This is a genomic window from Mycobacterium sp. (assembly GCF_046095365.1).
Taxonomy (GTDB): Bacteria; Actinomycetota; Actinomycetes; order Mycobacteriales; family Mycobacteriaceae; genus Mycobacterium.
Genome location: NZ_JBJTJF010000114.1, coordinates 21,188 through 43,322, shown reverse-complemented (window position 1 = coordinate 43,322; position 22,135 = coordinate 21,188). Strand labels below are relative to the sequence as shown.

19 protein-coding genes, 1 pseudogene and 1 riboswitch are annotated in these 22,135 nt (G+C 71.4%); of the genes and pseudogenes, 3 read left to right on the top strand and 17 right to left on the bottom strand.

Going from position 1 to position 22,135, the window contains the following annotated elements; all coding sequences use genetic code 11:
* From ACKOQ4_RS09585 to ACKOQ4_RS09550, 8 genes and pseudogenes are all read right to left on the bottom strand, one after another.
* The coding region (locus ACKOQ4_RS09585) for an amidohydrolase family protein (protein ID WP_526291181.1) at positions 1-629 on the bottom strand (629 nt) is incomplete at its 3' end.
* Complete coding sequence (locus ACKOQ4_RS09580; RefSeq protein ID WP_526291179.1) at positions 629-2,122, bottom strand: MFS transporter; 1,494 nt, start codon at positions 2,120-2,122, stop codon at positions 629-631. The genes ACKOQ4_RS09580 and ACKOQ4_RS09585, both read right to left, overlap by 1 nt.
* 39 nt (positions 2,123-2,161) lie before the next feature.
* A pseudogene (locus ACKOQ4_RS09575) lies at positions 2,162-3,769 on the bottom strand (MFS transporter).
* Positions 3,770-3,802: 33 nt separating this feature from the next.
* Positions 3,803-5,038 carry a uroporphyrinogen-III C-methyltransferase gene (cobA, locus tag ACKOQ4_RS09570; protein WP_526291177.1) on the bottom strand — a complete coding sequence of 412 codons (1,236 nt, stop codon included), beginning with the start codon at positions 5,036-5,038 and terminating at the stop codon, positions 3,803-3,805.
* Positions 5,039-5,047: 9 nt separating this feature from the next.
* Positions 5,048-6,418, bottom strand: a complete 1,371-nt coding sequence (locus ACKOQ4_RS09565; protein WP_526291175.1) for a cobyrinic acid a,c-diamide synthase CobB — start codon at positions 6,416-6,418, stop codon at positions 5,048-5,050.
* A 4-nt stretch (positions 6,419-6,422) separates the two neighbouring features.
* Positions 6,423-7,037, bottom strand: a complete 615-nt coding sequence (cobO, locus tag ACKOQ4_RS09560; protein WP_526291173.1) for a cob(I)yrinic acid a,c-diamide adenosyltransferase — start codon at positions 7,035-7,037, stop codon at positions 6,423-6,425.
* 14 nt (positions 7,038-7,051) lie between these two features.
* Positions 7,052-8,896 carry a VWA domain-containing protein gene (locus ACKOQ4_RS09555; RefSeq protein ID WP_526291171.1) on the bottom strand — a complete coding sequence of 615 codons (1,845 nt, stop codon included), beginning with the start codon at positions 8,894-8,896 and terminating at the stop codon, positions 7,052-7,054.
* Entirely contained in the window at positions 8,893-9,360 is a 468-nt protein-coding gene (locus ACKOQ4_RS09550; protein WP_526291169.1) for a GNAT family N-acetyltransferase, read from the bottom strand. The genes ACKOQ4_RS09555 and ACKOQ4_RS09550 overlap by 4 nt, the downstream gene beginning before the upstream one ends.
* Positions 9,361-9,471: 111 nt before the next feature.
* On the opposite strand from ACKOQ4_RS09550, the gene ACKOQ4_RS09545 reads away from it, so the two are divergent.
* Positions 9,472-10,464 (top strand): alpha/beta hydrolase, encoded by a 993-nt coding sequence (locus ACKOQ4_RS09545; RefSeq protein ID WP_526291167.1) that lies wholly within the window; start codon positions 9,472-9,474, stop codon positions 10,462-10,464.
* 1 nt (position 10,465) lies between these two features.
* Here ACKOQ4_RS09545 and ACKOQ4_RS09540 read toward each other — a convergent pair whose 3' ends face one another.
* The 3 genes from ACKOQ4_RS09540 to ACKOQ4_RS09530 form a co-directional block, all read right to left on the bottom strand.
* Positions 10,466-11,974, bottom strand: a complete 1,509-nt coding sequence (locus tag ACKOQ4_RS09540) for a carotenoid oxygenase family protein (RefSeq protein ID WP_526291165.1) — start codon at positions 11,972-11,974, stop codon at positions 10,466-10,468.
* A 66-nt stretch (positions 11,975-12,040) separates the two neighbouring features.
* Entirely contained in the window at positions 12,041-13,120 is a 1,080-nt protein-coding gene (gene nicT, locus ACKOQ4_RS09535) for a Nickel transporter NicT (RefSeq protein ID WP_526291163.1), read from the bottom strand.
* 4 nt (positions 13,121-13,124) lie between these two features.
* Positions 13,125-13,287: riboswitch (cobalamin riboswitch) on the bottom strand.
* On the bottom strand, positions 13,270-13,725 hold the full coding sequence (locus ACKOQ4_RS09530) for a Fur family transcriptional regulator (protein ID WP_526291161.1): 456 nt from the start codon (positions 13,723-13,725) through the stop codon (positions 13,270-13,272). (Overlaps the previous riboswitch by 18 nt.)
* Positions 13,726-13,857: 132 nt before the next feature.
* Here ACKOQ4_RS09530 and nicT (ACKOQ4_RS09525) point away from each other — a divergent pair, with 132 nt between their 5' ends.
* Positions 13,858-14,910 (top strand): Nickel transporter NicT, encoded by a 1,053-nt coding sequence (nicT, locus tag ACKOQ4_RS09525; protein WP_526291193.1) that lies wholly within the window; start codon positions 13,858-13,860, stop codon positions 14,908-14,910.
* On the opposite strand, the gene ACKOQ4_RS09520 is transcribed toward nicT (ACKOQ4_RS09525), so the two are convergent.
* The 4 genes from ACKOQ4_RS09520 to ACKOQ4_RS09505 are packed head-to-tail and all read right to left on the bottom strand — an operon-like array spanning position 14,882 to position 19,086.
* Positions 14,882-15,655: a 3-oxoacyl-ACP reductase gene (locus tag ACKOQ4_RS09520; protein ID WP_526291191.1), complete on the bottom strand. Its 774-nt coding sequence runs from the start codon at positions 15,653-15,655 to the stop codon at positions 14,882-14,884. The two genes, nicT (ACKOQ4_RS09525) and ACKOQ4_RS09520, sit on opposite strands and share 29 nt — an antisense overlap.
* An 11-nt stretch (positions 15,656-15,666) precedes the next feature.
* Positions 15,667-17,034 carry an aldehyde dehydrogenase family protein gene (locus ACKOQ4_RS09515; RefSeq protein WP_526291159.1) on the bottom strand — a complete coding sequence of 456 codons (1,368 nt, stop codon included), beginning with the start codon at positions 17,032-17,034 and terminating at the stop codon, positions 15,667-15,669.
* Positions 17,031-17,762: a gamma-glutamyl-gamma-aminobutyrate hydrolase family protein gene (locus ACKOQ4_RS09510; RefSeq protein WP_526291189.1), complete on the bottom strand. Its 732-nt coding sequence runs from the start codon at positions 17,760-17,762 to the stop codon at positions 17,031-17,033. Before ACKOQ4_RS09510 ends, ACKOQ4_RS09515 begins: the two co-directional genes overlap by 4 nt.
* A gap of 4 nt (positions 17,763-17,766) precedes the next feature.
* Positions 17,767-19,086 (bottom strand): glutamine synthetase family protein, encoded by a 1,320-nt coding sequence (locus ACKOQ4_RS09505; RefSeq protein WP_526291187.1) that lies wholly within the window; start codon positions 19,084-19,086, stop codon positions 17,767-17,769.
* 199 nt (positions 19,087-19,285) lie between these two features.
* On the opposite strand from ACKOQ4_RS09505, the gene ACKOQ4_RS09500 reads away from it, so the two are divergent.
* Positions 19,286-20,842: an amino acid permease gene (locus tag ACKOQ4_RS09500; RefSeq protein WP_526291157.1), complete on the top strand. Its 1,557-nt coding sequence runs from the start codon at positions 19,286-19,288 to the stop codon at positions 20,840-20,842.
* Here ACKOQ4_RS09500 and ACKOQ4_RS09495 read toward each other — a convergent pair whose 3' ends face one another.
* Positions 20,843-21,406 (bottom strand): alpha/beta fold hydrolase, encoded by a 564-nt coding sequence (locus tag ACKOQ4_RS09495; RefSeq protein WP_526291155.1) that lies wholly within the window; start codon positions 21,404-21,406, stop codon positions 20,843-20,845. It lies immediately after the preceding gene.
* A 64-nt stretch (positions 21,407-21,470) separates the two neighbouring features.
* Complete coding sequence (locus ACKOQ4_RS09490; protein ID WP_526291153.1) at positions 21,471-22,133, bottom strand: hypothetical protein; 663 nt, start codon at positions 22,131-22,133, stop codon at positions 21,471-21,473.
* Positions 22,134-22,135 lie beyond the last annotated feature (2 nt).

The following is a 22,135-nucleotide window of genomic DNA, read 5'->3' as shown; positions in this document are numbered from 1 at the left end:
GGCACCACCCCGGGCAGGAAGGCGGCCATCGCCGTGAGCGTCGCCTGGGTCTCGTAGCCGACACCGCCGGCGGTCCCGTCCGGACGGCGCGTCCAGCGGGCATCGGGCTTGTCCGGCGGAGGGATCGCGCCCTTCCAGCCGAACAGGACCGTGGCTCGGGAGTTGAAGTACAAAGCGTGGCCGGTGATGTCGAAGATGAGCACCGGGTGGTCGGGAAAGTAGGTGTCCAGGGCGGCCCGGTCGGGCATCGGGATGGACAGCAGCAGCCGGTCCAGGCCGTTGAACAGAAGCGGCTGACCGGTGGGTGTCTCCCGGCGCAATCTGGCGAACAGCGCCTCGACGTCGGCCCAGGTGGGGAAACCCACGAAGGGGGCGATCCAGTGCGCGGGCTGCTGGCAGAGCACCGCAGCCGGGACCGGGTGGTCGTGGGCCTGGATGAAACCCGGCATCAGGACCTGCGGGCCGAGATCCTGCACCGGGGCCTGCGGGGCCCGGGCCCGGCACTGGGCCAGCGAACCCACCGCCGCGATCGTGCCCGAGTCCAGGTCTACGGCGACCGCTTCGGCCCGGGGCTCGGCGGGGTTCATCGTGATCACCGACGACGGACTGAGGATCGTCCGGGCCCCCATCAGAGTTCGCCCGCCTCGACCGCCTCACGGGTGTGCTGGGCGGCGGCGATCTGACCCGCCGAGTAGCCGATGAACAGCGCGCTGATGCCGACCAGCACCGCGACCGCGGCGATCCACAGCAGCGAGTAGGTGTATCCGGCGTCGAGGGCGTCGAGTTGGGCGGGGGTCATATCGGCCACCGGGCCGGTGGTGCCGCCCAGGTAGAGCGTCCGGGAGGTCTGCACCGCCTGGATGACGACGAGCACGAGCGGGCCGCCGAGATTCTGGACCATCAGCGTGATGGCGCTGATCGGGCCGATCTCGCGCGGGCCGACGTTGGCCAGCGCGCACAGCGGCAGCGTCACCGAGATGACGCCGATGCCGAAGCCGCCGATCAGGATCGGCATCAGCAGATCGGGGAAGTACGGGATGGCGCGGTTGAGCGTCGATCCGAAGATCATCGCGCCCAGCACGAAGGCGCCGCCCCCGATGATCAGCCAGCGCGGCGCGACGTATGGGGCGATCCGCGCGGTGAGCAGGTTGCCGAAGCCCAGTGCCAGGGCGAACGGGATGAACGCGATCCCGGCGTGTAACGCCGAGTACCCCAGGACGTCCTGCACGTAGAGCCCGATCATCACGGTCAGGGCGAGCATCACCCCGCCGGCCAGGAACAGCGAGACGAACGTCGCCACCCGGTTGCGGTCGCGGAACAGCCACAGCGGCACCAGCGGGTGCTCGGCGCTGCGCTCGACGACGAAGAAGGCGATGCCCAGCAGCACGGCCGCCACACCGGCGCCGATCACCCACGGGTCCGCCCAGCCGCGCGGCGGGCCCTGGGTGAACACCAGCACCCCCGCGGTGCACCCCAGGGTGGCCAGCAGCGCGCCGGCGATATCGAGCTTGAGCCGCTCGTGTCTGGTCTCCTCCAGCCGGGTCAGCGCGATCCACACGATGAGCACGCCGATCGGGAAGTTGATCAGGAAGGCCAGCCGCCAGGAGATGACGGTGAGCGCGCCGCCTACCACCAGACCGAGCACCGAGCCCAGACCCTGCATGGCCGCCGACATGGCCATCGCCTGGTTGCGGGCCCGGCCGGGGGCGTAGGTGGTGGCGATCAGCGCCAGACCGGTGGGCGCGGCCACCGCGGCGCCCATGCCCTGAACGGCGCGCGCGGCGATCAGCAGCGTCCCGTCGGTGGCCAGGCCGCAGGCCATCGAGGCGATGGTGAAGACGCCGACGCCGGAGATGAAGGCCCGCTTGTGACCGATGGCGTCGCCGACCCGCCCGCCCAGCAGCAGCAGCCCGCCGAAGGTCAGGACGTAGGCGGTGATCACCCAACTCTTGGCGGCGTCGGAGAGGTCCAGTTCGGCCTGCATGCGCGGCAGCGCGACGATGACGATGGTGCCGTCCAGCGTCGACATCAGCTGCATGCCGGTGATCGCGATGATCGCGACGCCCAGCACGCTGGAGGCGAGGGCCCGGACCGGCCGTTCGGGAACGCTCGCGCCGGACATGGGTAGTCACCCTACCCAGGGCCGGGGGATATCTCCGGGTTAGAGCTCTCCGGCGTCGATCGCTTCCTTGACGTCCTGGGCGTGGGCGACCTGCTCTGCGGTGTAGCCGATGAACAGCGCGACCGCGCCGACGATCACCGCGACGCCGGCCACCCACAGCAGACCGTAGGTGTAACCCTGGTCCAGGGCGTGCAGCTGGGCCGGGTTCATCCGCTTCACCGGTCCGGTGGTTCCGCCCAGATAGAGCGTGCGCGAGGTGATGACGGCCTGGATCACCGCCAGCACCACCGGCCCGCCGAGATTCTGCAGCATCAGGGCGATCGCCGACACCGGCCCGATCTGGTCGACGCCCACCCCGGCGATGGCCGAGACGGTCAGCGGCACCACGATCATGCCGATGCCGAAACCGCCGACCGTGATCGGGATGACCAGGTTCGGGAAGTACGGGATGCCGGCGTCCAGCGTGGAGCCGTAGAGCATGGCGCCCAGGACCAGGATGCCGCCGGCGATCACCAGCACCCGGGGCGGGAAGAAGTTCACCAGTTGCGAGGAGGCGGCCAGGCCGACGCCCAGGGCGATGACGAACGGGATGAACCCGATGCCCGCGCGCAGCGCGCTGTATCCCATGATGTCCTGCACGTACAGCCCGATCAGCACGGTCAGGGTGAACATCACCCCGCCGGCCAGGAAGACCGCCGCGAAGGTGGCCAGCCGGTTGCGGTCGCGGAACAGGGCGAAGGGCACCACCGGGTTGACGGCGTTGCGTTCGACGGCGACGAAGGCGACGAACGCCAGCAGGGCGGCCAGGCCGGCGGCGAGCGTCTTGGGCGACAGCCAGCCGCTCTCCGGCCCCTGCGTGAAGCCGAAGACCGCCGCGGTGCATGCGACCGTCGCCAGCAGCGCCCCGGCCGCGTCCAGCCTCATCCGCTCGCGGTGGGTCTCCACCAGTGTCCGGCGGGCCAGGTAGATCATCAGCACCCCGATGGGCACGTTCACCAGGAAGGCCAGCCGCCAGGACACCTCGGTCAGCGCGCCGCCGACCACAAGTCCCATCACCGAGCCGACTCCGGTCATCGCGGCGAACACCGCGGTGGCGGCGTTGCGGGCCGGGCCCTTGGGGAAGGTGGTCGCGACCAGTGCCAGGCCGGTCGGCGAGGCGATCGCCGCTCCTACGCCCTGCAACAGCCGGGCGATCACCAGAGTGGACTGGTCCCAGGCGATTCCGCACAGCACCGAGGCGATGGTGAACAGCGCCACGCCCACGATGAAGGTCCGCTTGCGGCCGATGGTGTCGCCCAGCCGTCCGCCCAGCAGCATCAGGCCGCCGAAGGTCAGCACGTAGGCGGTGATCACCCAGCTGCGGCCGGCGTCGGACAGGCCCAGCTCGTCCTGGATCTTGGGCAGCGCCACGATCGCGACGGTGCTGTCCATGGTGGCCAGCAACTGCATGCCGCCGATCGCGACGACCGCGGCGATGAAACGCCAGGAGGTCAGCCACGCCGGGACCTTGGGAACCGGATGGCCGTCGCGCGTCGCCGGCAGGTCGGCGGACGTGTCGGCGGCGGAAGTCGAGAGCCCGCGGTAGCCGGTGCCGTGGCCCACCCGCCGGAACGGGGCCGTGCGCTCTGCGTCGTCGAGAGCCGTCATAGCCGGACAGCCTACCTCAAAATTAAGAAGACTTTAAAGTCTCGATAAAGTCTCGAAGCCCGCGACCGGCCCGATCACGATGATCGCCGGCGGCCGGATTTCCTCCTCCCGGATGCGTTCGGGCACGTCAGACAGGGTGGCACGGACGACACGCTCCGCTGAGGTGGTGCCGTTCTGGACCACCAGCACCGGCGTCTGCGCAGGTCGGCCGCCCTTAATCAGAATCTCGGCGAACAGTTCGATCCGCTCGACGGCCATCAGCAGCACCAGCGTTCCGGACAGTCGGGCCAGGGCCTCCCAGTCGACCAGGGACTCCGGGTCGTCCGGCGAGACATGCCCGCTGACCACGACGAACTCGTGGTTGACGGCTCGGTGGGTGACCGGCACGCCGGCCAGCGCGGGCACTGCGATCGCACTGCTGACCCCCGGCACGACTGTGACCGGGATCCCAGCCTCGGCGCAGGCGAGGACTTCCTCATAACCCCGGGCGAAGACGAACGGGTCTCCTCCCTTGAGTCGCACCACGAACTTGCCGGCCCGGGCCCGGTCGATGAGGACGGCGTTGATGGCGTCCTGGGCCATCGCCCTGCCGTAGGGGATCTTGGCGGCGTCGATCACCTCCACCTGCGGGGCCAGTTCGGCCAGCAGCGCCGGCGGCGCGAGCCGGTCGGCCACCACCACGTCGGCGTACGCCAGCAGGCGGCGGCCGCGCACCGTGATCAGCTCCGGGTCGCCAGGGCCTCCGCCCACCAGGGCCACCCCGCCGGGCACCACGTCGGAGGCGGTGCTGGCCACCACGTCGGGAACGATGCGTCCCTGCTGGAACGCCTCGCGGATCGCCGATCGCACCGCCGCCGACCGGCGGTGCTCCCCGCTGGCCAGCACCCCGACCATCAGTCCCTCGTAGTCGAAGGAGGCCGGGGTGACGGCGGTGCCCTCCCGGCCGGCGTCGGCCCGGACGCAGAAGATGTGCCGGCGCTCGGCCTCGGCGACGATCTCGGCGTTGACGCCCGGGTCGTCGGTCGCGGCGATGGCGTACCACGCGCCCTCCAGGTCCCCGTCGCGGTAGTCCCGCACCTCCAGGGTGATGACGGATTCCTGCTCGGCCAGGGCCTCGACGGCCGGGGTGGCCGCCCGGGCGACGATGTGCACCTGCGCGCCGTGGGAGATCAGCACCGGCACCCTGCGCTGGGCCACCGTCCCTCCGCCGACCACGACGACCTTCCTGCCGGCCAGGCGAAGGCCGACCAGATAGGCGTTCTCGGTCACCGGCCGAGCCTAGCCAGCGCCGGCCACCGAGGCGCCCTCGACGAACCGCCGGACCGCCGCGGGGTGGGCCGCAGGGTGGGTATGCAGGTAGGCGGCGTGTACCCCGGCATCGACGGCTCCGTCGCGGACCGGTGCGCCGTCGCCGCCGCGGATCAGCCAGGCCGCCTCGACGGGAGCGCTGAATTCCACCGTGGTGCGGTGGAATTCGTGGCCGGTCACCCGCTGGCCGGTAGCGAACAGCGCGGAGTCCACCGCCGCCACCGCGTCGCGGTAGCCCAGGGTCAGCCGTTCGGTGAAGCGCGCCGAACCGGACAGCACCCCGCACATCGGTTCGCCGTCGAGATCCGACATCAGATAGGTGAGCCCGCCGCACTCGGCGTGCACCGGGGCGCGGCCGGCCAGCGTCCGGATCTGCTCGCGGACCGCGTCGTTGGCGGCCAGTTCCCGCGCGTACTGCTCGGGGAATCCGCCCGGGAGCACCAGCGCGGCACTGTCCGGCGGCAGGGTCTCGGCCAACGGGTCGAATGCCGCCACCTCGGCGCCGGCGGCGCGCAGGAGCTCCGCGTGTTCGGCGTAGCCGAACGTGAAGGCCGGACCGGCGGCCACCGCCACCACCGGCCCGTCGGCCACCGGGTCGCCCACCGCCTGCTGCGGTGACCACGGCGGCGCGGCCACGGCGGAGGCGGCCAGGGCCCGCACCGCGGCCACGTCGACGTGCCGCGCGACCAGTTCGGTCATCGCCGACACGGCCGCCCGCGCCCGGTCTCCATGCTCGACGGCGGTCACCAGGCCAAGATGCCGCGAAGGCACGGCCAGGTCGTCGCAGCGCGGGAGCGCACCGAGCACCGGCATGCCCACCGCCTCGCAGGCCTGGGTCAGCACCTGCTCGTGACGGGGCGAGCCCACCCGGTTCAGGATCACCCCGGCCACCCGGACAGCGCGGTCGAGGGTTGAAAACCCATGCAGCACAGCGGCAATCGACTGGCTCTGGCCGCGTCCGTCGACCACCAGCACCACCGGAGCGGCCAGGATCGCGGCCACCTCGCCGGTGGACCCGCTCGCCGGAATGCGTAGCGGCTCCTCGATCCGGCCGTCGAACAGACCCATCACGCCTTCCACGACGGCGATGTCGGCGTCGCGCGAACCGTGCCGGTAGAGCGGGCCGACGAGTTCCGCGCCGACCAGCACGGGGTCGAGGTTGCGGCCCGGGCGGCCTGCGGCCAGCGCGTGGTAGCCCGGATCGATGAAGTCCGGGCCGACCTTGAACGGCGCGACCCGATGGCCGGCCTTGCGCAGTGCGCCGATCAAACCCGTTGCGACGGTGGTCTTCCCGCTTCCCGACGCCGGGGCGGCGACGACGACGGCGGGGACGGAGCTCACCGGCTCACCACTCGATGCCGCGCTGGCCCTTGCGGCCGGCGTCCATCGGATGCTTGACGCATCTCATCTCGGTCACCAGATCGGCGGCCTCGAGCAGGTGCGCCGGTGCGTCGCGGCCGGTGATGACCACGTGCTGGCGGCCGGGCCGGGCCAGCAGGGTGGCGACCACCTGGTCGACGTCGACCCAACCCCACTTCAACGGGTAGGTGAACTCGTCGAGCACATAGAAGTCGTGCCGCCGGGCATCGAGGCGGCGGGAGATCTCGGCCCAGCCCTCGGCGGCGACGGTGGCGTGGTCGCCGTCCGAGCCGGCCTTGCGCGACCAGGACCAGCCCGCGCCCATCTTGTGCCACTCCACCGCGGCGCCGCTGCCGTGGTCGGTGTGCAGCCGGGCCAGTTCGGCGAACGCGGACTCCTCCCCCACCTTCCACTTCGCGCTCTTGACGAACTGGAACACCGCCACGCTCAGCCCGGCGTTCCAGGCCCGCAGCGCCATGCCGAACGCGGCGGTGGACTTGCCCTTGCCGTCACCGGTGTGCACCGCGAGTACCGGCGCCGCGCGGCGCTGCCGGGTGGTCAGTCCGTCCTGCGGCACCTCCACCGGCTGACCCTGCGGCATCGCGGATCGCCTCCTCAGGCCGCCCGGCGCACCGCGTGCGCCAGCGCGTCGGCCCGCAACTGCTCCAGGCGCAGCACCGGCGCGCGCTGGTGCGCGGCGAGCTCGGCGGCCAGTCCCAGCCGGACGAAGGAGGTCTCGCAGTCCACCACCACCGCGGCGGCACCCTCGGCGGCCAGCGCCTGCGCGGCGGATCGGCTGCGCCGCAACGGGTCCCGGCCCGCGGTGGCCCGCCCGTCGGTGAGCACCACCACCAGCGGCCGGCGCGAGTCGTCCCGGGCCCGCTCCCGCACCACCAGGTCCCGGGCGGCCATCAGCCCCTCCGCCAGCGGTGTCGTGCCGCCGGTCTCGAACCCGGCGAGCCGTCGGGCGGCGGTGTGCGCCGAGGCGGTCGGCGGCAGCACCAGCCGCGCCCGATCGGCCCGGAAGGTGATCACCGCGACCTTGTCGCGACGCTGGTAGGCGTCGCGCAGCAGCGACTGCGCCGCGCCGCCGACCGCGGCCATCCGGTCGCGGGCCGCCATCGACCCGGAGGCGTCCACCACGAACACCACCAGGTTGCCCTCCCGGCCGACGCGCACGGCCCGCCGGATGTCGCCGGCATCCGGGCGCAGCGGCCCCGGGGTGTCCCGGCGCCCGGCCGCCGACAGCACGGTAGCGAACAGATGCACGCCGTGTCCGGCCTCGCCCGCCGCGGCCGCACGCACCGCCGCGCCAGCGGAGTTGCGGGCCGGTGAGCGACGTCCGGCCCGGCCGTCACCGAGGCCGGGCACGGTCAGCGTGCGGGTGCGAAAGCTCGGTGCGGGCGCAGCCGCGGGCCGGCTCTGGCCCGAATCACCCTGCCGCACCGGCGATTGCGCCGAATCATCGACGGGCCCGCCCCCGCCGGGCGGGTCCGGGTCGTCCTCCGGGCCGGCGTCGGCGGCGGCAAGCGCCTCGTCGAGCCGGTCCGGGTCGATTCCCGGTTCGTCGAACGGGTCCCGGCGGCGGCGGTGCGGTAGTGCCAGTTCGGCGGCGACGCGGATATCCGCCTCGACGACGGTGACGGGGCCTTCGCCGGCGCCCCCGCCGGCGGCGCGCCACGCGGCGTGGGCCACCGCGGTGCGGGCCACCACCAGATCGGCGCGCATGCCGTCGACGTCGAAGGCGGCGCACAGCGCGGCGATCCGGGTCAGCTCGCGGTCGGGCAGCAGCACCCGGCCGAGCAGGCCGCGCGCCCCGGCGATGCGTCCACCCAACTCGCCGTCGGCGTCGGCATACCCGGCGGCGAACCCCGCCGGATCGGCCTCGTAGGCCAGCCGGGCCCGGATCACCGCGCTGCGCACCGCCACGTCGCGGGAGGCCTGCACGTCGACGGCCAGACCGAACCGGTCGAGCAACTGCGGTCGCAGTTCGCCCTCTTCGGGATTCATCGTGCCGATCAGCACGAACCGCGATTCGTGGGAGTGCGACACCCCGTCGCGCTCGACGTGCACCCGCCCCATCGCGGCGGCGTCGAGCAGGACGTCGACGAGGTGGTCGCCCAGCAGGTTGACCTCGTCGACGTAGAGCACGCCGCCGTGTGCCCGGGCCAGCAGGCCGGGCGCGAAGGCGTGCTCGCCGTCGCGGAGCACCTTCTGCAGATCCAGAGATCCCACCACCCGGTCCTCGGTGGCGCCGATCGGCAGTTCCACCAGCCGGGCGGCGGCGTCGGCCCGGGCGAGCACGGCCGCCAGCGCCCGCACGGCGGTGGATTTCGCGGTGCCCTTCTCCCCGCGAATGAGCACACCGCCGATCTCCGGGTGCACCGCGCACAGCAGCAGCGCCAGCCGCAGCCGATCGTGGCCGACGATCGCGCTGAACGGATAGTGCGGGGGGTTCACCGGAGCGCCCCCCGCAGCATCGGCACGTGCGGGATGCCGTCCTCGACGAACTCCTCGCCGTCGGCGACGAAACCGTGCCGGGCGTACATGCCGGACAGGTAGGTCTGGGCGCTGATCCGGCAGGGCCGCTGCCCGACTTCGGCCAGCGCGGCCTGCAGCAGCCGCCCGGAGTGCCCCCGGCCGCGGTGGCCGGCCCGGGTGCAGACCCGCCCGATGCGCAGCGGGGAGCTCACGCCCGGGCTGTCGGTCATCAGTCGCAGCGTCGAAATGACCTCGCCGCCAGCCCCTTCCAGCCAGAAGTGCCGGGTCTGCGGCTCCAGATCGCGACCGTCGACCTCCTGGTAGGGGCACGCCTGCTCGACGACGAAGACACCGACCCGCAATTCCAGCAGGGCGTGCAGGACTGCCGCGTCGAGTTCGGCACCGGCGCACCGGCGCAGCGCGACCGTCGGCAGGTCCGACACGGGCACGTCCTTCGCTCGCGGTGGCCCGCTCCCGTCGCTGCGGGGCGGCTTGGGGGCTAGGTTATCCCGGCGTGCGGGGCCGCGGCCCGCGGAGCCGACTAAGGTTGGGCCGTGACGGCCGGCGGATGGTCTCGGGGTTGGTCCGAGGACGTCCTGCCCGGCTACCGGCAGACCACCTGCGCGCTGGGTCCCGATCCCGACGGTGAGGGCGAGCTGTCCGCCACCGTGGTCACCCGCGCCGACGCCGGCCCGTCGCACCGGGTGGTGCTGGCCGTGCACGGTTTCACCGACTATTTCTTCAACACCGAGCTGGTGGACTACCTCGCCGACCGCGGCTACCGCCTCTACGGCCTTGACCTGCACAAGTGCGGGCGGTCCTGGCGGAAGGGCCAGACCCCGCACTTCACCACCGACCTGGCCCGCTACGACCGGGACCTGGAGTGGGCGCTGGCGGTGGCCCGGGCGGAGAACCCCGGAGCGGCGGTGGTCGCCTACGGCCACTCCACCGGCGGGCTGGTCGTCTCGCTGTGGCTGGACCGGGTGCGCCGGCGGGGCGACACCGCCGCCCTGGGTCTGACCGGGCTGGTGCTCAACAGCCCGTTCCTGGACCTGCGCGGGCCGGCGATCCTGCGCACCCGGGTCACCTCCTCGGCGATCGGGGCGGTGTCGAGGGTGCGCAAGACCCGGGTGCTCCGTCCGCCCGGCACCGGCGGCTACGGCCTGACCCTGCACCGCGACTACCACGGCGAGTTCGACTACGACCTGCGGTGGAAGCCCCTGGGCGGATTCCCGGTGACGGTCGGCTGGGTCCGGGCCGTCCGGCTCGGGCAGGCCCGGCTGCACCGCGGACTGGACGTGGGGGTGCCCAACCTGATCCTGCGTTCGGACCACAGCGTCGAGGAGACCGCCGCCACCGAGGTGATGCAGCGCGGGGACGCCGTCCTCGACGTCGCCCACATCGCCCGGTGGGCCGGCTGCATCGGCAACCGGCAGACCGTCGTGCCGGTCGCCGACGCCAAGCACGACGTGTTCCTGTCGCTGGCCGGGCCGCGGGCCGCGGCCTACGCCGAACTCGGCCGCTGGCTGGCCGGCCTCGACGGGTGAGTCAGCGCGCGACGAAACTGCCGTGGAAGCCCTGCGGGACGTGCTGGGCGAGTTCGGCGGTGGCCACCGGCCCGCGGGCGAGATTCCTGGCGTCGAGGATCACCAGCCGGGAGGTGTGGGTGCCGGCCCGGTACTCGACGGTGAGCAGCCAGCCGTCGTCCTCGTCGGCGGCGCCGGGCCTGGGGGTGAACACCGGTTCGCAGAAGCTGTTGCCGGGTGATTCCACCGGGTAGCTGGTCTCGGTGTTGTCCGACAGGTCCAGTTTGGTCACGACGTCGAACAGCGTGCCCAGATGCTCGCGGGTGTTGAAGTAGGAGTAGCGGTGCGGCCGGCCCTCCCGGTCGGGGTGGTGTCGCGGGAACTCGCACGACCGGTCGCTCAGCTGCTCGCGGATCACCCGGCCGGAGGCGGTGACCCGGAACCGGGTGAACTCCGAGGTCGCCCGGTCCAGCGGGCTGGTGCGGAACCGCGCGATGCACTCCAGCAACTCCCCGCCGTGGTAGGTGATCGCGTCGAGTACGACGTCGCCGCGGTCGTCGAAGGCGTTGCTCAGATGGAACTGCAGGACCGCCTCGCACTCGATGCGACGGATCTTGCCTCCGTCGCGCGGGATCAGCACGAAGGAGCTGCCGCGCTCGGGCCGGTAGCGCATGCCGTCGCCGAACGACTTGAACCCCAGAGCGATCGGGATTCCGTCGGGAATGATCGGTGAAACCAGGAACACCAGGTACCGCTCGGTGATCGCGAAGTCGTGCACCATCGCCACGTACGGCAGCGACACCGAACGGTAGTGCTTGAGCGTGCCGCTCCGGTCGGTGCGGTAGACCCGGAGGTGCGGCGTGGGGATGAACTCGACGCCGAAGTTGAACATGTCCCCGCTGCTGGGACAGAAGCAGGGATGCGCGGAATACGTTCCCGTCCAGCGCAATTCCCCGCCGAACCGGCGCGGGCCCAGAGTCTCCAGGCTTTCCGGGTCGAGCTCGTGCGGTGGTCCGCCCTCCCACAGCGCGTACAGATGCCCGGCGTGTTCGACGACGTTGGTGTTGGCCAGGTTGGGTGGCAACCGGGCGATGTTGGCCAGCCAACCGCCGGCGGCGTCGGTGCCGAGGTGCCGGGTCGTCGACTTACCCAGGTAGTGCTGGGTGCGCACGTAGCGGTTGCGGTACCGGACCTCCCCCCGGTCGATGGCGAAGGCGGAGATCATCCCGTCGCCGTCGAACAGGTGGTGCAGCGGCCGGCCGGTGTGGTCCTGCCAGCGGCCCGGGCCGTTGCGGTAGAGCGTGCCGTTCAGTTCGGCCGGGATCTCACCGTCGACCTCGTCCAGGGCGTGCTCGCACTCGCTGTGTTGGGGCTCGCTCACGCCCAGACTGCGCAGGTCGGCGTCGTTCATCGACGACATCCGGTCCAGGGCGCGGGCGCGCTCGGCGGCGTCGAGGGACTGCAGGTAGTCAACGAGACCGGGCAGATCCGGGACGTCGAGAACCACTGCTGTCGAGGACTTGGCAGCCAACGGACACCCCTGACTCTTCGGACTCCCTGCAAACCTAGCCGCAAGCCGGCCGTGCGGATGCGGGTATCAGCCCTCCGGCGTGGCGGCCCACCTCTGTTCGATGCGGCCGAACCGCCACACCAGCACTGCCAGGAGCCAGGTCAACACGAACATCCCGACGATCACGAAGCCGATCACGTCGAGGTCGAGGGCGGCCACCCAGTCCCAGAGTCCCCCGCGCCAGCCCAGCTGCTCGGAGAGCAGCCCCAGCAACTCGGCGGTTCCGACGACGAGCGCGACCGCCACCGAGAGTCCGGTCACGGTGATGTTGTAGTAGATCTTGCGGACCGGGCTGGCGAACGCCCAGTCGTAGGCGGCCGACATGAAGATCCCGTCGGCGCTGTCCATCAGGCACATCCCCGCGGCGAACAACGCCGGCAGGGTCAGCACCGCCCACCACGGCACGCCGGCGGCCGCGCCGCTGCCCGCCAGGGCAAGCAGGGTCACCTCGGTGGCGGTGTCGAAACCCAGGCCGAACAGCACGCCGACGGCGAACATCTGCCGCGGACGGCTGATGCGGCGAATGACCGGGCGCAGCGCCCGGGCCAGCACGCCCCGGCCGGCCAGCTGGTCCTCCAGAGCCCTCTCGTCGAAACGGCCGCCGCGCAGCGCCACGAAGACGCGGTAGATGCCAACCAGCGCAACGAGATTGACGATGGCGATGAGGTAGAGGAAACCGCCGGATGCCAACGTCCCGGCGACGCCCAGTACCCGGCGGGTGGGCGAGGTGTCGTCGAGCAGCGTCCCGGCGTTCGTCGCGGCGCCGACCACCAGCAGGGCCAGCGCCACCACCATCGCCGAGTGGCCCGCGGCGAACCAGAACCCTACCGAGGCCGGCCTGCTGCCGTCGGCGGCGAGTTTGCGGGTGACGTTGTCGATGGCGGCGATGTGGTCGGGGTCGAACGCGTGCCGCAGGCCCAGCATGTAGGCGGTCAGGCCCAGTCCCAGGGAGAGCACCTGCGCCCCGGCCGCCTGCTGTCCCGGGCTCACGGCCAGGGCCAGGGTCCCGAATCCGACGGCGTGCAGGACCGCGACCGCGCACAGCACCCCCGCAGCGCGGGCCCGCTCCCGAGGAGTCCAGCCGCCGAGCAGCCGCGGACCCGCCATGGTGTGACCTCCGTGGGGGATTGCGCGTCCCCCGTCGTGGACGACTCGGACGGGAGGTCTGGCTACCGGCCGGGGTCCGGCCGGACACAGTGGCGCGACCGCACCGGAATCACACCGGTTTCCGCACCGTCCGACTATGCGGGAAGACACTACCCGTCGTGCGTCTGGCAGGCCGGGCACAGTCCGTGCAGCGTCAGGCCGGCCCGCTCGGAGAGGGTGAAGCTGCTGCCCTCGATCGCGTGTTCCAGGGCGGCCGACAACCGGCCGGCCGGAACCTCGATGATGGTCGCGCAGCGGGTGCACACCGCGTGGTGGTGCGGGTGGGCGGCCAGACCGTAGGTGGTCACGCCGCCTTCGACGGCCAGCGCGTGCAGCACGCCCTGGTCGACCAGCGTGGTGACGGTGCGGTACACCGTGGCCAGATCGGGGCGCTGGGCGCCGTCCGGCGTCGCGTCGAGGATGCGCTGGTGGATGTCGGCCACCGACAGGTGTCCGTCCACCGGTTCGAGCACCGCCAGAACGGCGATCCGCGACGGCATCCGGCGCAGTCCCCGGGAGCGCAGCAGTTCGCCGATGCGCTCGGCGTCGGGTGGTTCGACGGTCACCGGACCAGTGTCACCCCGGGCGGCGTGCCGGGCCAACCCCGATCCCCGGAGATTCCTGCGAATCGCTTGCACAAGGCCCCGGCGCTGAATAGCGTTCGGGGTGTGGGAACCCGCTGGGAACGGCTGCGCGAGATGCTGACCCGGCGGGAGTGGGGACGCCTCGCGGCGATGTTCGCCTTCGTCGCCGCCCTGCACGTGATCGGCTGGGGGACACTGGTGTTCCTCGTCGCGCCGCAGCATTTCGAGGCCGGGGACAGGGTCCTCGGGGTGGGCGTCGGCCTGACCGCCTACGCGCTGGGCCTGCGGCACGCCTTCGACGCCGATCACATCGCCGCGATCGACAACGTCACCCGCAAGCTGATGGCCGACGGCAGGCGTCCGCTGGGGACGGGGTTCTTCTTCTCCCTGGGGCACTCCTCGGTGGTGTTCGGGCTCGCGCTGCTGATCGCCCTCGGTGTGCGCGCGGTGATCGTCCCGGTGCAGGACGGCTCCTCGGCGCTGCGCCACTACGCCGGGCTCGTCGGCACCGGCGTCTCGGGCCTGTTCCTCTACCTCATCGCGGCGATCAACATCGCCGTGCTGGCCGGGATTCTCAAGCTGGTGCGCGGAATGCGGCGCGGGCAGTTCGACGAAGCCGCCCTGGAAGAGCACCTCGACAACCGCGGCCTGATCAACCGCCTGCTGGGCCGCCTGACCCGGTCGATCACCAAGTCCTGGCAGATGTACCCGCTGGGCATGCTGTTCGGCCTGGGTTTCGACACCGCCACCGAGGTCGCGCTGCTGGTGCTGGCCGGTTCCAGCGCGGCGGTCGGGCTGCCCTGGTACGCGGTGCTGTGCCTGCCGGTGATCTTCGCCGCCGGCATGAGCCTGCTGGACACCATCGACGGGTCCTTCATGAACGTCGCCTACGGCTGGGCGTTCGCCGCACCGGCGCGCAAGATCTACTACAACCTCACCGTCACCGGGCTGTCGGTGGCCGTCGCCCTGCTGATCGGCACGGTCCAACTCATCGGTGTGCTGCACGACGACTTCGGCTGGGTCAATCCGGTCACCGAGTGGATCAGCGCCGTGCGCGTCGACCAGCTCGGCTTCGCCGTCGTCGGACTGTTCGCCCTGGCCTGGGCGGCCGCGGCGGGCATGCGGTGGCTGCGCCCGGCTACAGCGGCGTCACATAGGCCGAACTGATCCCGCCGTCGACCAGGAACGTCGAAGCGGTGATGAACGAGGCGTCGTCGCTGGCCAGGAACGCCACCGCGGCGGCCAGTTCCTCGGCCTCGGCGAACCGGCCCAGCGGGATGTGCACCAGCCGGCGCGCCGCGCGCTCGGGGTCCTTGGCGAACAGCTCCTGCAGCAGCGGGGTGTTCACCGGCCCGGGGCACAGTGCGTTGACCCGGATGCCCTGCCGGGCGAACTGCACCCCGAGTTCGCGGCTCATCGCCAGCACCCCGCCCTTGGAGGCGGTGTAGGAGATCTGTGAGGTCGCCGATCCCATCACCGCGACGAAGGAGGCGGTGTTGATGATCGACCCCCTGCCGGCGGGCACCATGTGCCGCAGCGCCGCACGGCAGCACAGGTACACGCTGGTGAGGTTGACGTCCTGCACCCGCTGCCAGGCCGCCAATCCGGTCGTCTCGATCAGGTCGTCCTCGGGCGGGGAGATGCCGGCGTTGTTGAAGGCGATGTCCACCGACCCGTGGCCGGCCGCGGCGGTGTCGAACAGGTTGTCCACCGCGGCCTCGTCGGAGACGTCCACGGCCACAAAGGTTCCGCCGAGTTCCTCGGCCACCGGCGCGCCGGCCGCCGGGTCGATGTCACCGACGACGATGGTGGCGCCCTCGGCGCGCATCCGCCGGGCGGCGGCCAGCCCGATTCCGCTGGCCGCGCCGGTGATGACCGCGACCTTGCCGGCCAGTCGCTGGGTCAGATCCACGGTCGAGGGGGTCACTGCTGCTCTCCAATCGCGAAGAAGACGTTCTTGGTCTCGGTGAAGTGTTCCGGGGCGTCCGGTCCGAGCTCGCGGCCGAGCCCGGACCGTTTGAACCCGCCGAAGGGGGTGTTGTAGCGCACCGAGGAGTGCGAGTTGACGCTGAGGTTGCCCGACTCGACGGCGCGGGACATCCGCATCGCCCGATGCAGGTTGTCGGTCCAGATCGAGCCGGACAGTCCGTAGTCGGTGGCGTTGGCCAGCGCGACGGCATCGGCCTCGTCGTCGAAGGGCAGCACGGTCACGACCGGTCCGAAGATCTCCTCGGTGACGGTCCGGTCGGTGCGCCCCGGTGTGAGGACAGTCGGCGGAAACCAGTATCCGGCGCCGGCGGGTGCGCTTCCCCGGAAGGCCACGGGGGCGTCGTCGGGAACGTAGGCGGCCACCGACTCCCAGTGCGGCCGCGACACCAGCGGGCCCAGCTCGGTGTCGCGGCAAGCCGGGTCGCCGACCACGACACCCTTGACGGCAGGCTCGAAAAGCTCCATGAAGCGGTCGAAAACGCTGCGCTGCACCAGGATCCGGCTGCGGGCGCAGCAGTCCTGGCCGGCGTTGTCGAACACCCCGTACGGAGCGCTGGCCGCGGCCCGCTCCAGGTCGCAGTCATCGAAGACGATATTGGCGCTCTTGCCGCCGAGTTCCAGGGTCACCCGCTTGACGTGTCGCGCCGCCCCGGCCATCACCCGGATACCGACTTCCGTCGATCCGGTGAAGACCAGCTTCCCGATGCCGGGGTGGGTGACGAAGCGCTCCCCCACCACGCTGCCCTTGCCGGGCAGCACCCGGAACAGGTCGGGGGGAAGCCCCGCCTCGACGGCCAACTCGCCGAGCCGGATGCTGGTCAGCGGTGTCCACTCAGCGGGTTTGAGCAGCACCGCGTTGCCGGCCGCCAGCGCGGGGGCGAACGCCCAGGAGGCGATCGGCATCGGGAAGTTCCACGGCGTGATCACCCCGACCACGCCGATCGGCTCGTGGAACGTCACGTCCAGGCCGCCGGCCACCGGAATCTGGCGGCCGCTCAACCGCTCCGGCGCGGCGGCGTAGTACTGCAACACGTCGCGGACGTGGCCGGCCTCCCATTCCGCGGCCGACACCGGGTGGCCGGAGTTGGCCACCTCCAGGGCCGCCAGTTCGCCGAGGTGGGCGTCGACCGCGGCGGCGAAGTCCCGCAGGGCGGCGGCCCGCTCGGCGGGGGGCTTCGCCGCCCAGATCCGCTGGGCGGTGCCGGCACTGGCCACCGCGTCGTCGACGGTGTCGGCGTCGCAGAGTTCGACGGTGTCCAGCACCTCCTCGGTGGCCGGGTTGATCAGCGTCGCGGTGCTCACGTCCGCACCCCTCTCGTGGCGAAGTGGCGGGCGGCCTGCACCAGCCCGGCGAACAGGCGGAGGTCGTCGAGGGACTCCTCGGGATGCCACTGCACGGCGACCACGAAGTCCGGTCCGGGCATCTCGACGGCCTCGACCACGCCGTCGGCGTCGGTGGCGCCGACCACCAGACCCCGGCCCAGCCGGTCGATCCCCTGGTGGTGGTAGCACCGCACCCGCGCGGTCGGGCCGATCAGGCCGGCGATCCGGGTGCCGGCGGCGGTCAGCACGGTCGACGTGGCGAACACCGCGTCGCCGGCCCGGTGACCGCTGTGCCCGATCACCTCGGGAAGGTGCTGGTGCAGGGTTCCGCCGAGGGCGACGTTGAGCACCTGGGCTCCCCGGCAGATGCCCAGCACCGGCATCCCCCGGTGCAGGGCCGCGTCCAGCAGGGCGAACTCCCAGGCGTCGCGGTCGCGGGCGGGTTCCTCGGTGGCCGGGTGCGGCTGCTGGCCGTAGCAGGCCGGGTCGATGTCCTTGCCGCCGGTGATCACCAGCCCGTCCAGCGCGGCCAGCGCCCGCCCGGCGATCCCGCCGCCGACGGGCTGCGGCGGCAGCAGGGTGACGATCCCCCCGCAGCGGGTGATCCCGTCGAGGTAGACCCCGGGCAGGAAGCCGGCCTCGACGTCCCACACCCCGCTGCGGGCCCGCTGGCGGTAGGTGGTCAGGCCGATGACCGGGCCGGGCATGGCTTCAGAAACGCTCAAACCCGCGCACCCGCTCCCAATCGGTGACCGCCGCGCCGAACGCCTCGATCTCGACCCGGGCGTTGTTGAGATAGTGCTCGACCACCTCGTCGCCGAACGCCTCCCGGGCCACCTGCGAGCGACCGAACAGCGCAGCGGCCTCGGCCAGTGTGGCCGGCAGCCGCCGGGCGCCGCCGGTGTAGGCGTTGCCGGCCACCGGCTCGGGCAGCTCGAGTCCCGTGTCGATCCCGTGCAGACCGCCTGCGATCAGCGCGGCGACCGCGAGGTAGGGATTGACGTCACCACCCGGGGCGCGGCACTCCATCCGCATCGAGTGGCCGTGGCCGACCACCCTCATCGCGCAGGTCCGGTTGTCCATACCCCATGCGACCGCCGTCGGCGCGAAGCTGCCCGCCGCGAAACGCTTGTAGGAGTTGATGTTCGGCGCATAGCACAGAGCCAGCTCGGGGAGGGTCGCCAGCGTTCCGGCGAGGAAGCTGCGAAACGTCGCCGACATCCCCAGCGGCGCGGCGTCGTCGGCGAACACCGCGGCGCCGCCGGCGCCGCGCAGCGACAGATGGATGTGGCAGCTGTTGCCTTCCCGCTCGTCGAACTTGGCCATGAAGGTCAGGCTCTTGCCGTGCTGGTCGGCGATCTCCTTGGCGCCGTTCTTGTAGATGGTGTGGTTGTCGCAGGTGACCCGGGCGTGGTCGTAACGGAACGCGATCTCCTGCTGGCCGGGATTGCACTCGCCCTTGACGCCCTCGCAGTACATCCCGGCGCCGTCCATACCCAGCCGGATGTCGCGCAGCAGCGGCTCCAGCCGGGTGGAGGCGTGGATTGCGTAGTCGACGTTGTAGTCGCTGGCCTTGCTCAGACCGCGGTATCCGGCGGCCCAGGCATCGCGATAGGTGTCGTCGAACACCATGAATTCCAGTTCGGTGCCGACGAGGGCGGACAGTCCGCGCTGGGCGAGCCGGTCGGTCTGGGCGCGCAGGATGTTGCGCGGCGCGGCCGCAACGGGATCACCGTCCGGCCAATGCAGATCGGCGATGACTAGCGCGGTGCCGGGCAGCCACGGGAGCACCCGCAGAGTGTCCGGATCCGGCCGCATGACCATGTCGCCGTAGCCGGATTCCCAACTCGACATCCGGTATCCGTCAACGGTGTTCATCTCCACGTCCACGGCGAGCAGGTAGTTGCAGCACTCCGAGCCGTGTGCCGCGACCTCCTCGGCGAACAGCCTGGCCGCCACCCGCTTGCCGGTGAGCCGGCCCTGCATGTCGGCGAACGCCACGATCACGGTGTCGATGTCCCCGGCGGCCATCAGCCGGTCCAGCTCGCCCGGAGTCAGCAGGCCGCGGCGACGGCCGGTGCCCTCAGTCACATGCGCTCCTCGATTCACGACTCGCCACCAAGGTTTACACGAACGACACCCCCAAGGTGCGGCACCGTCCCGATAAACGGCTTATTGTCACGGGGACCGCCGGCCCTGCAGGCGCCGGCCGATGTGAGGAGACACCTCCGTGCCAGAGGGCCATGAACTGCTCGACGAGGACGAACTGCACCTGGCCCGGCTGGGTTACACCCAGGAGCTCAAACGCTCCTGGTCGGGTTTCAACAACTTCGCGATCTCGTTCTCGATCATCTCCATCCTCGCGGGCTGCTTCACCTCCTTCGGCCTGGGCTGGAACAACGGCGGCCCGGCGGCGATCGCGTGGGGCTGGCCGATCCTGTCGGCTTTCATCCTGCTGGTCGGGCTGTGCATGTCCGAACTGGTCTCGGCGTTCCCAACCTCCGGCGGAATCTATTGGTGGGCAGCCAGACTCGGCGGCGCGAAAGCCGGCTACTACACCGGCTGGCTGAACCTGATCGGGCTGATCGCCATCCTGGCGTCGGTGGCCTACGGAAGCGCGACCTTCCTAGACCTGACGCTGGGCACCCTCAGCGAGAGCTGGCTGTCCGGCTACAGCCTCAAGCGGGTCTTCGTGATGTTCCTGGTGATCCTCGCCGTCGTCGCCGTCATCAACATCTTCTCCAGCCACCTGCTGGCCGTCATCAACAACATCTCGGTGTGGTGGCACGTCGCCGGGGCCGCGGCGGTGATCGCCATCCTGTTCCTGGTGCCCGACCGGCACGCCGGCCTCGGCGACGTGTTCGCCAGGACGGTCAACAACAGCGGCATGTTCGGCGGCGCCACCTCCGGCTGGGGCTGGCTGCTGTTCGTGCTGCCGATATCGGCGATCCTCACCCAGTACACCATCACCGGCTACGACGCCTCCGCTCATCTGTCCGAGGAGACCCGCAGCGCCGCCGACGCCGCCGCCAAGGGCATCTGGCGCTCGATCTTCTACTCGGCGATCGGCGGGTGGATCCTGCTTCTGGCGTTCCTGTTCGCCGTCCAGGACGCCGACGGGGTGTCCAAGGCCGGCGGCGCGGTGGCGGCCATCTTCGCCCAGGCGCTGAACTCCAAGTGGGCCGCGCTGGTGCTGTTCATCTCCACCTCCGGGCAGTTGTTCTGCACCACCGCCTGCCAGACCAGCGCCTCGCGGATGCTGTTCGCCTTCAGCCGCGACCGTGCGGTGCCCGGGCACCGGCTGTGGTCGGCGGTCAACGCCAACAAGGTTCCGGCCAACGCGGTGATCGTGACCGCCGCCGTCGCCGCGCTGCTGACCCTGCCGGCCCTGGTCGAGGTCGACGTCAACGGCGCGCCGGTGCCGATCGCCTTCTTCGCGGTGGTGTCCATCGGGGTGGTCGGCCTCTACCTGTGTTTCGCGGTGCCGATCTACTACCGCTGGAGGGCCGGGGACTCCTTCCCCACCGGCGCCTGGAACCTGCGCGGCCACCACCGCTGGATGGCCCCACTGGCGCTGGCCGAGATCCTCCTCACCTCGGTCGTGGCGATGTTCCCGACGTCGCTGGGCGGGGTGCCCTGGGATCCGGGCTTCGAGTGGAAGTTCGTCAACTACACCCCGCTGGTGGTCTTCGGCGTGCTGATCCTGCTCTGGCTGTACTGGCACGCCTCGGTGAAGAAGTGGTTCACCGGGCCGATCCGCCAGATCGAGCTCAGCGGAATCGGCTGATCACCAGGTGCTGCTGCGCAGCACGATCTCGGCGGCCAGCTGAGCGGTGGCCACGTCCGCCTCGCGCCGGCCGCCGAACTCGACAAGCCGGTAGTCGCTGTAGACGAGCCGCTGGCTGGCTTTGGCCCACTTGCGGCAGGCCGGGGTGTTGACCAGTGCGGTGGTGTTGATCTCGACCGGCGGGCAGTCCGGGTCGCGGATCACCCCGTTGGGGTCGGGCACCGCCGGGTGCCCGCGGTCGATGACCACCAGCCCGGTGAACCGGTCGGGCCGGGCGGCGGCGACCTCCCAGGCCAGTTCCGCCCCGTGACGGTCCCCGACCAGCACACCGGAGGGCACGTCGAGGGTGTCGAGGATGTCCACCACCGCCTTGGCGTGCAGCCGGGGATCGGCTCCGATGACGACGGTGCGCACCGCGGCGGTGTGCAGCCGCTTGCAGAGGGTCTCGTAGGCCGCCGGGGCGTGCTGGGCTGCGGCGAGCAGCACCACGTAGGGGCCGCGCTCCGGACCGGTCACCAGCACCGGCAGGCCGAACCCGTCGACGGTCATCATCGTCGCGGGCATCGGCATACGTTACTGCCCGCCGGCGGCGGCCGACGGTGTTTCGCCGACCGTTCTCAGAGACTGCTCAGAAAGAACGGAGCTTCGCCGCCTGTTTGCCGAACACGTCCAAGAACGTCTGCGGCAGTGACGCTTTCGCTGTGATCGCCGGATCGCGCATCGGAGTGACCGAACCGAACACCGCGCGGGTGCCCACATTCTGGAAGGCCATGTAGGCGCTGCTCGAGGAACCGTTGAGGTTCATCGTTTGCTGGTATGCCAGCACCCCATCGTCCAGCCCCGGCAGCTCGGACATCGACATCGCGATCCCCTCGGAGTCCGGGTCGAAGAAGACCTCGTACTCCGCGCAGCGGCCGGCGGCGGCCTCGAGCGCGTCGAGGTCGAGGTTCCAGGACAGCACGGTCATCACGATCCGGGCCCCGTCGTAGGAGACCGCGTACTTGGCTGCGCTGCCCGGACCTCGCTCGGCGGACTGCTTGATGACGTTGGTCAGCGCGTTGGCGCACCCCTGCGGCCGGGACAGCATGGACCCGGGCTCGTGTGCGCCGTCGGGTTCGCCGGCCTGCTGAGTGATGCGGTCGTACTGCACACCGGCCGGGAGGTCCGCCTCGCCCAGGATCGCCTCCGCCAGGACCGAACCCGGCCAGGTGGGCGTACCGGCCACCGTTGCCGCGCAGCCGGAAACCAGCAGCGCCGCGGACAGCGGGACCACTCGGCGGACTCCCCTCATGG

Bases quoted from the DNA above. Each gene is read 5' to 3' on its own strand.
- ACKOQ4_RS09505 (WP_526291187.1), bottom strand. From the start codon at position 19,086: ATGGCCGCCGGGGACATCGACACCGTGATCGTGGCGTTCGCCGACATG.
- ACKOQ4_RS09490 (WP_526291153.1), bottom strand. From the start codon at position 22,133: ATGAGGGGAGTCCGCCGAGTGGTCCCGCTGTCCGCGGCGCTGCTGGTT.
- cobO (WP_526291173.1), bottom strand. From the start codon at position 7,037: ATGCCGCAGGGTCAGCCGGTGGAGGTGCCGCAGGACGGACTGACCACC.
- ACKOQ4_RS09495 (WP_526291155.1), bottom strand. From the start codon at position 21,406: ATGCCCGCGACGATGATGACCGTCGACGGGTTCGGCCTGCCGGTGCTG.
- nicT (WP_526291163.1), bottom strand. From the start codon at position 13,120: ATGGCGGGTCCGCGGCTGCTCGGCGGCTGGACTCCTCGGGAGCGGGCC.
- ACKOQ4_RS09510 (WP_526291189.1), bottom strand. From the start codon at position 17,762: ATGCCCGGCCCGGTCATCGGCCTGACCACCTACCGCCAGCGGGCCCGC.
- ACKOQ4_RS09580 (WP_526291179.1), bottom strand. From the start codon at position 2,122: ATGTCCGGCGCGAGCGTTCCCGAACGGCCGGTCCGGGCCCTCGCCTCC.
- nicT (WP_526291193.1), top strand. From the start codon at position 13,858: ATGCTGACCCGGCGGGAGTGGGGACGCCTCGCGGCGATGTTCGCCTTC.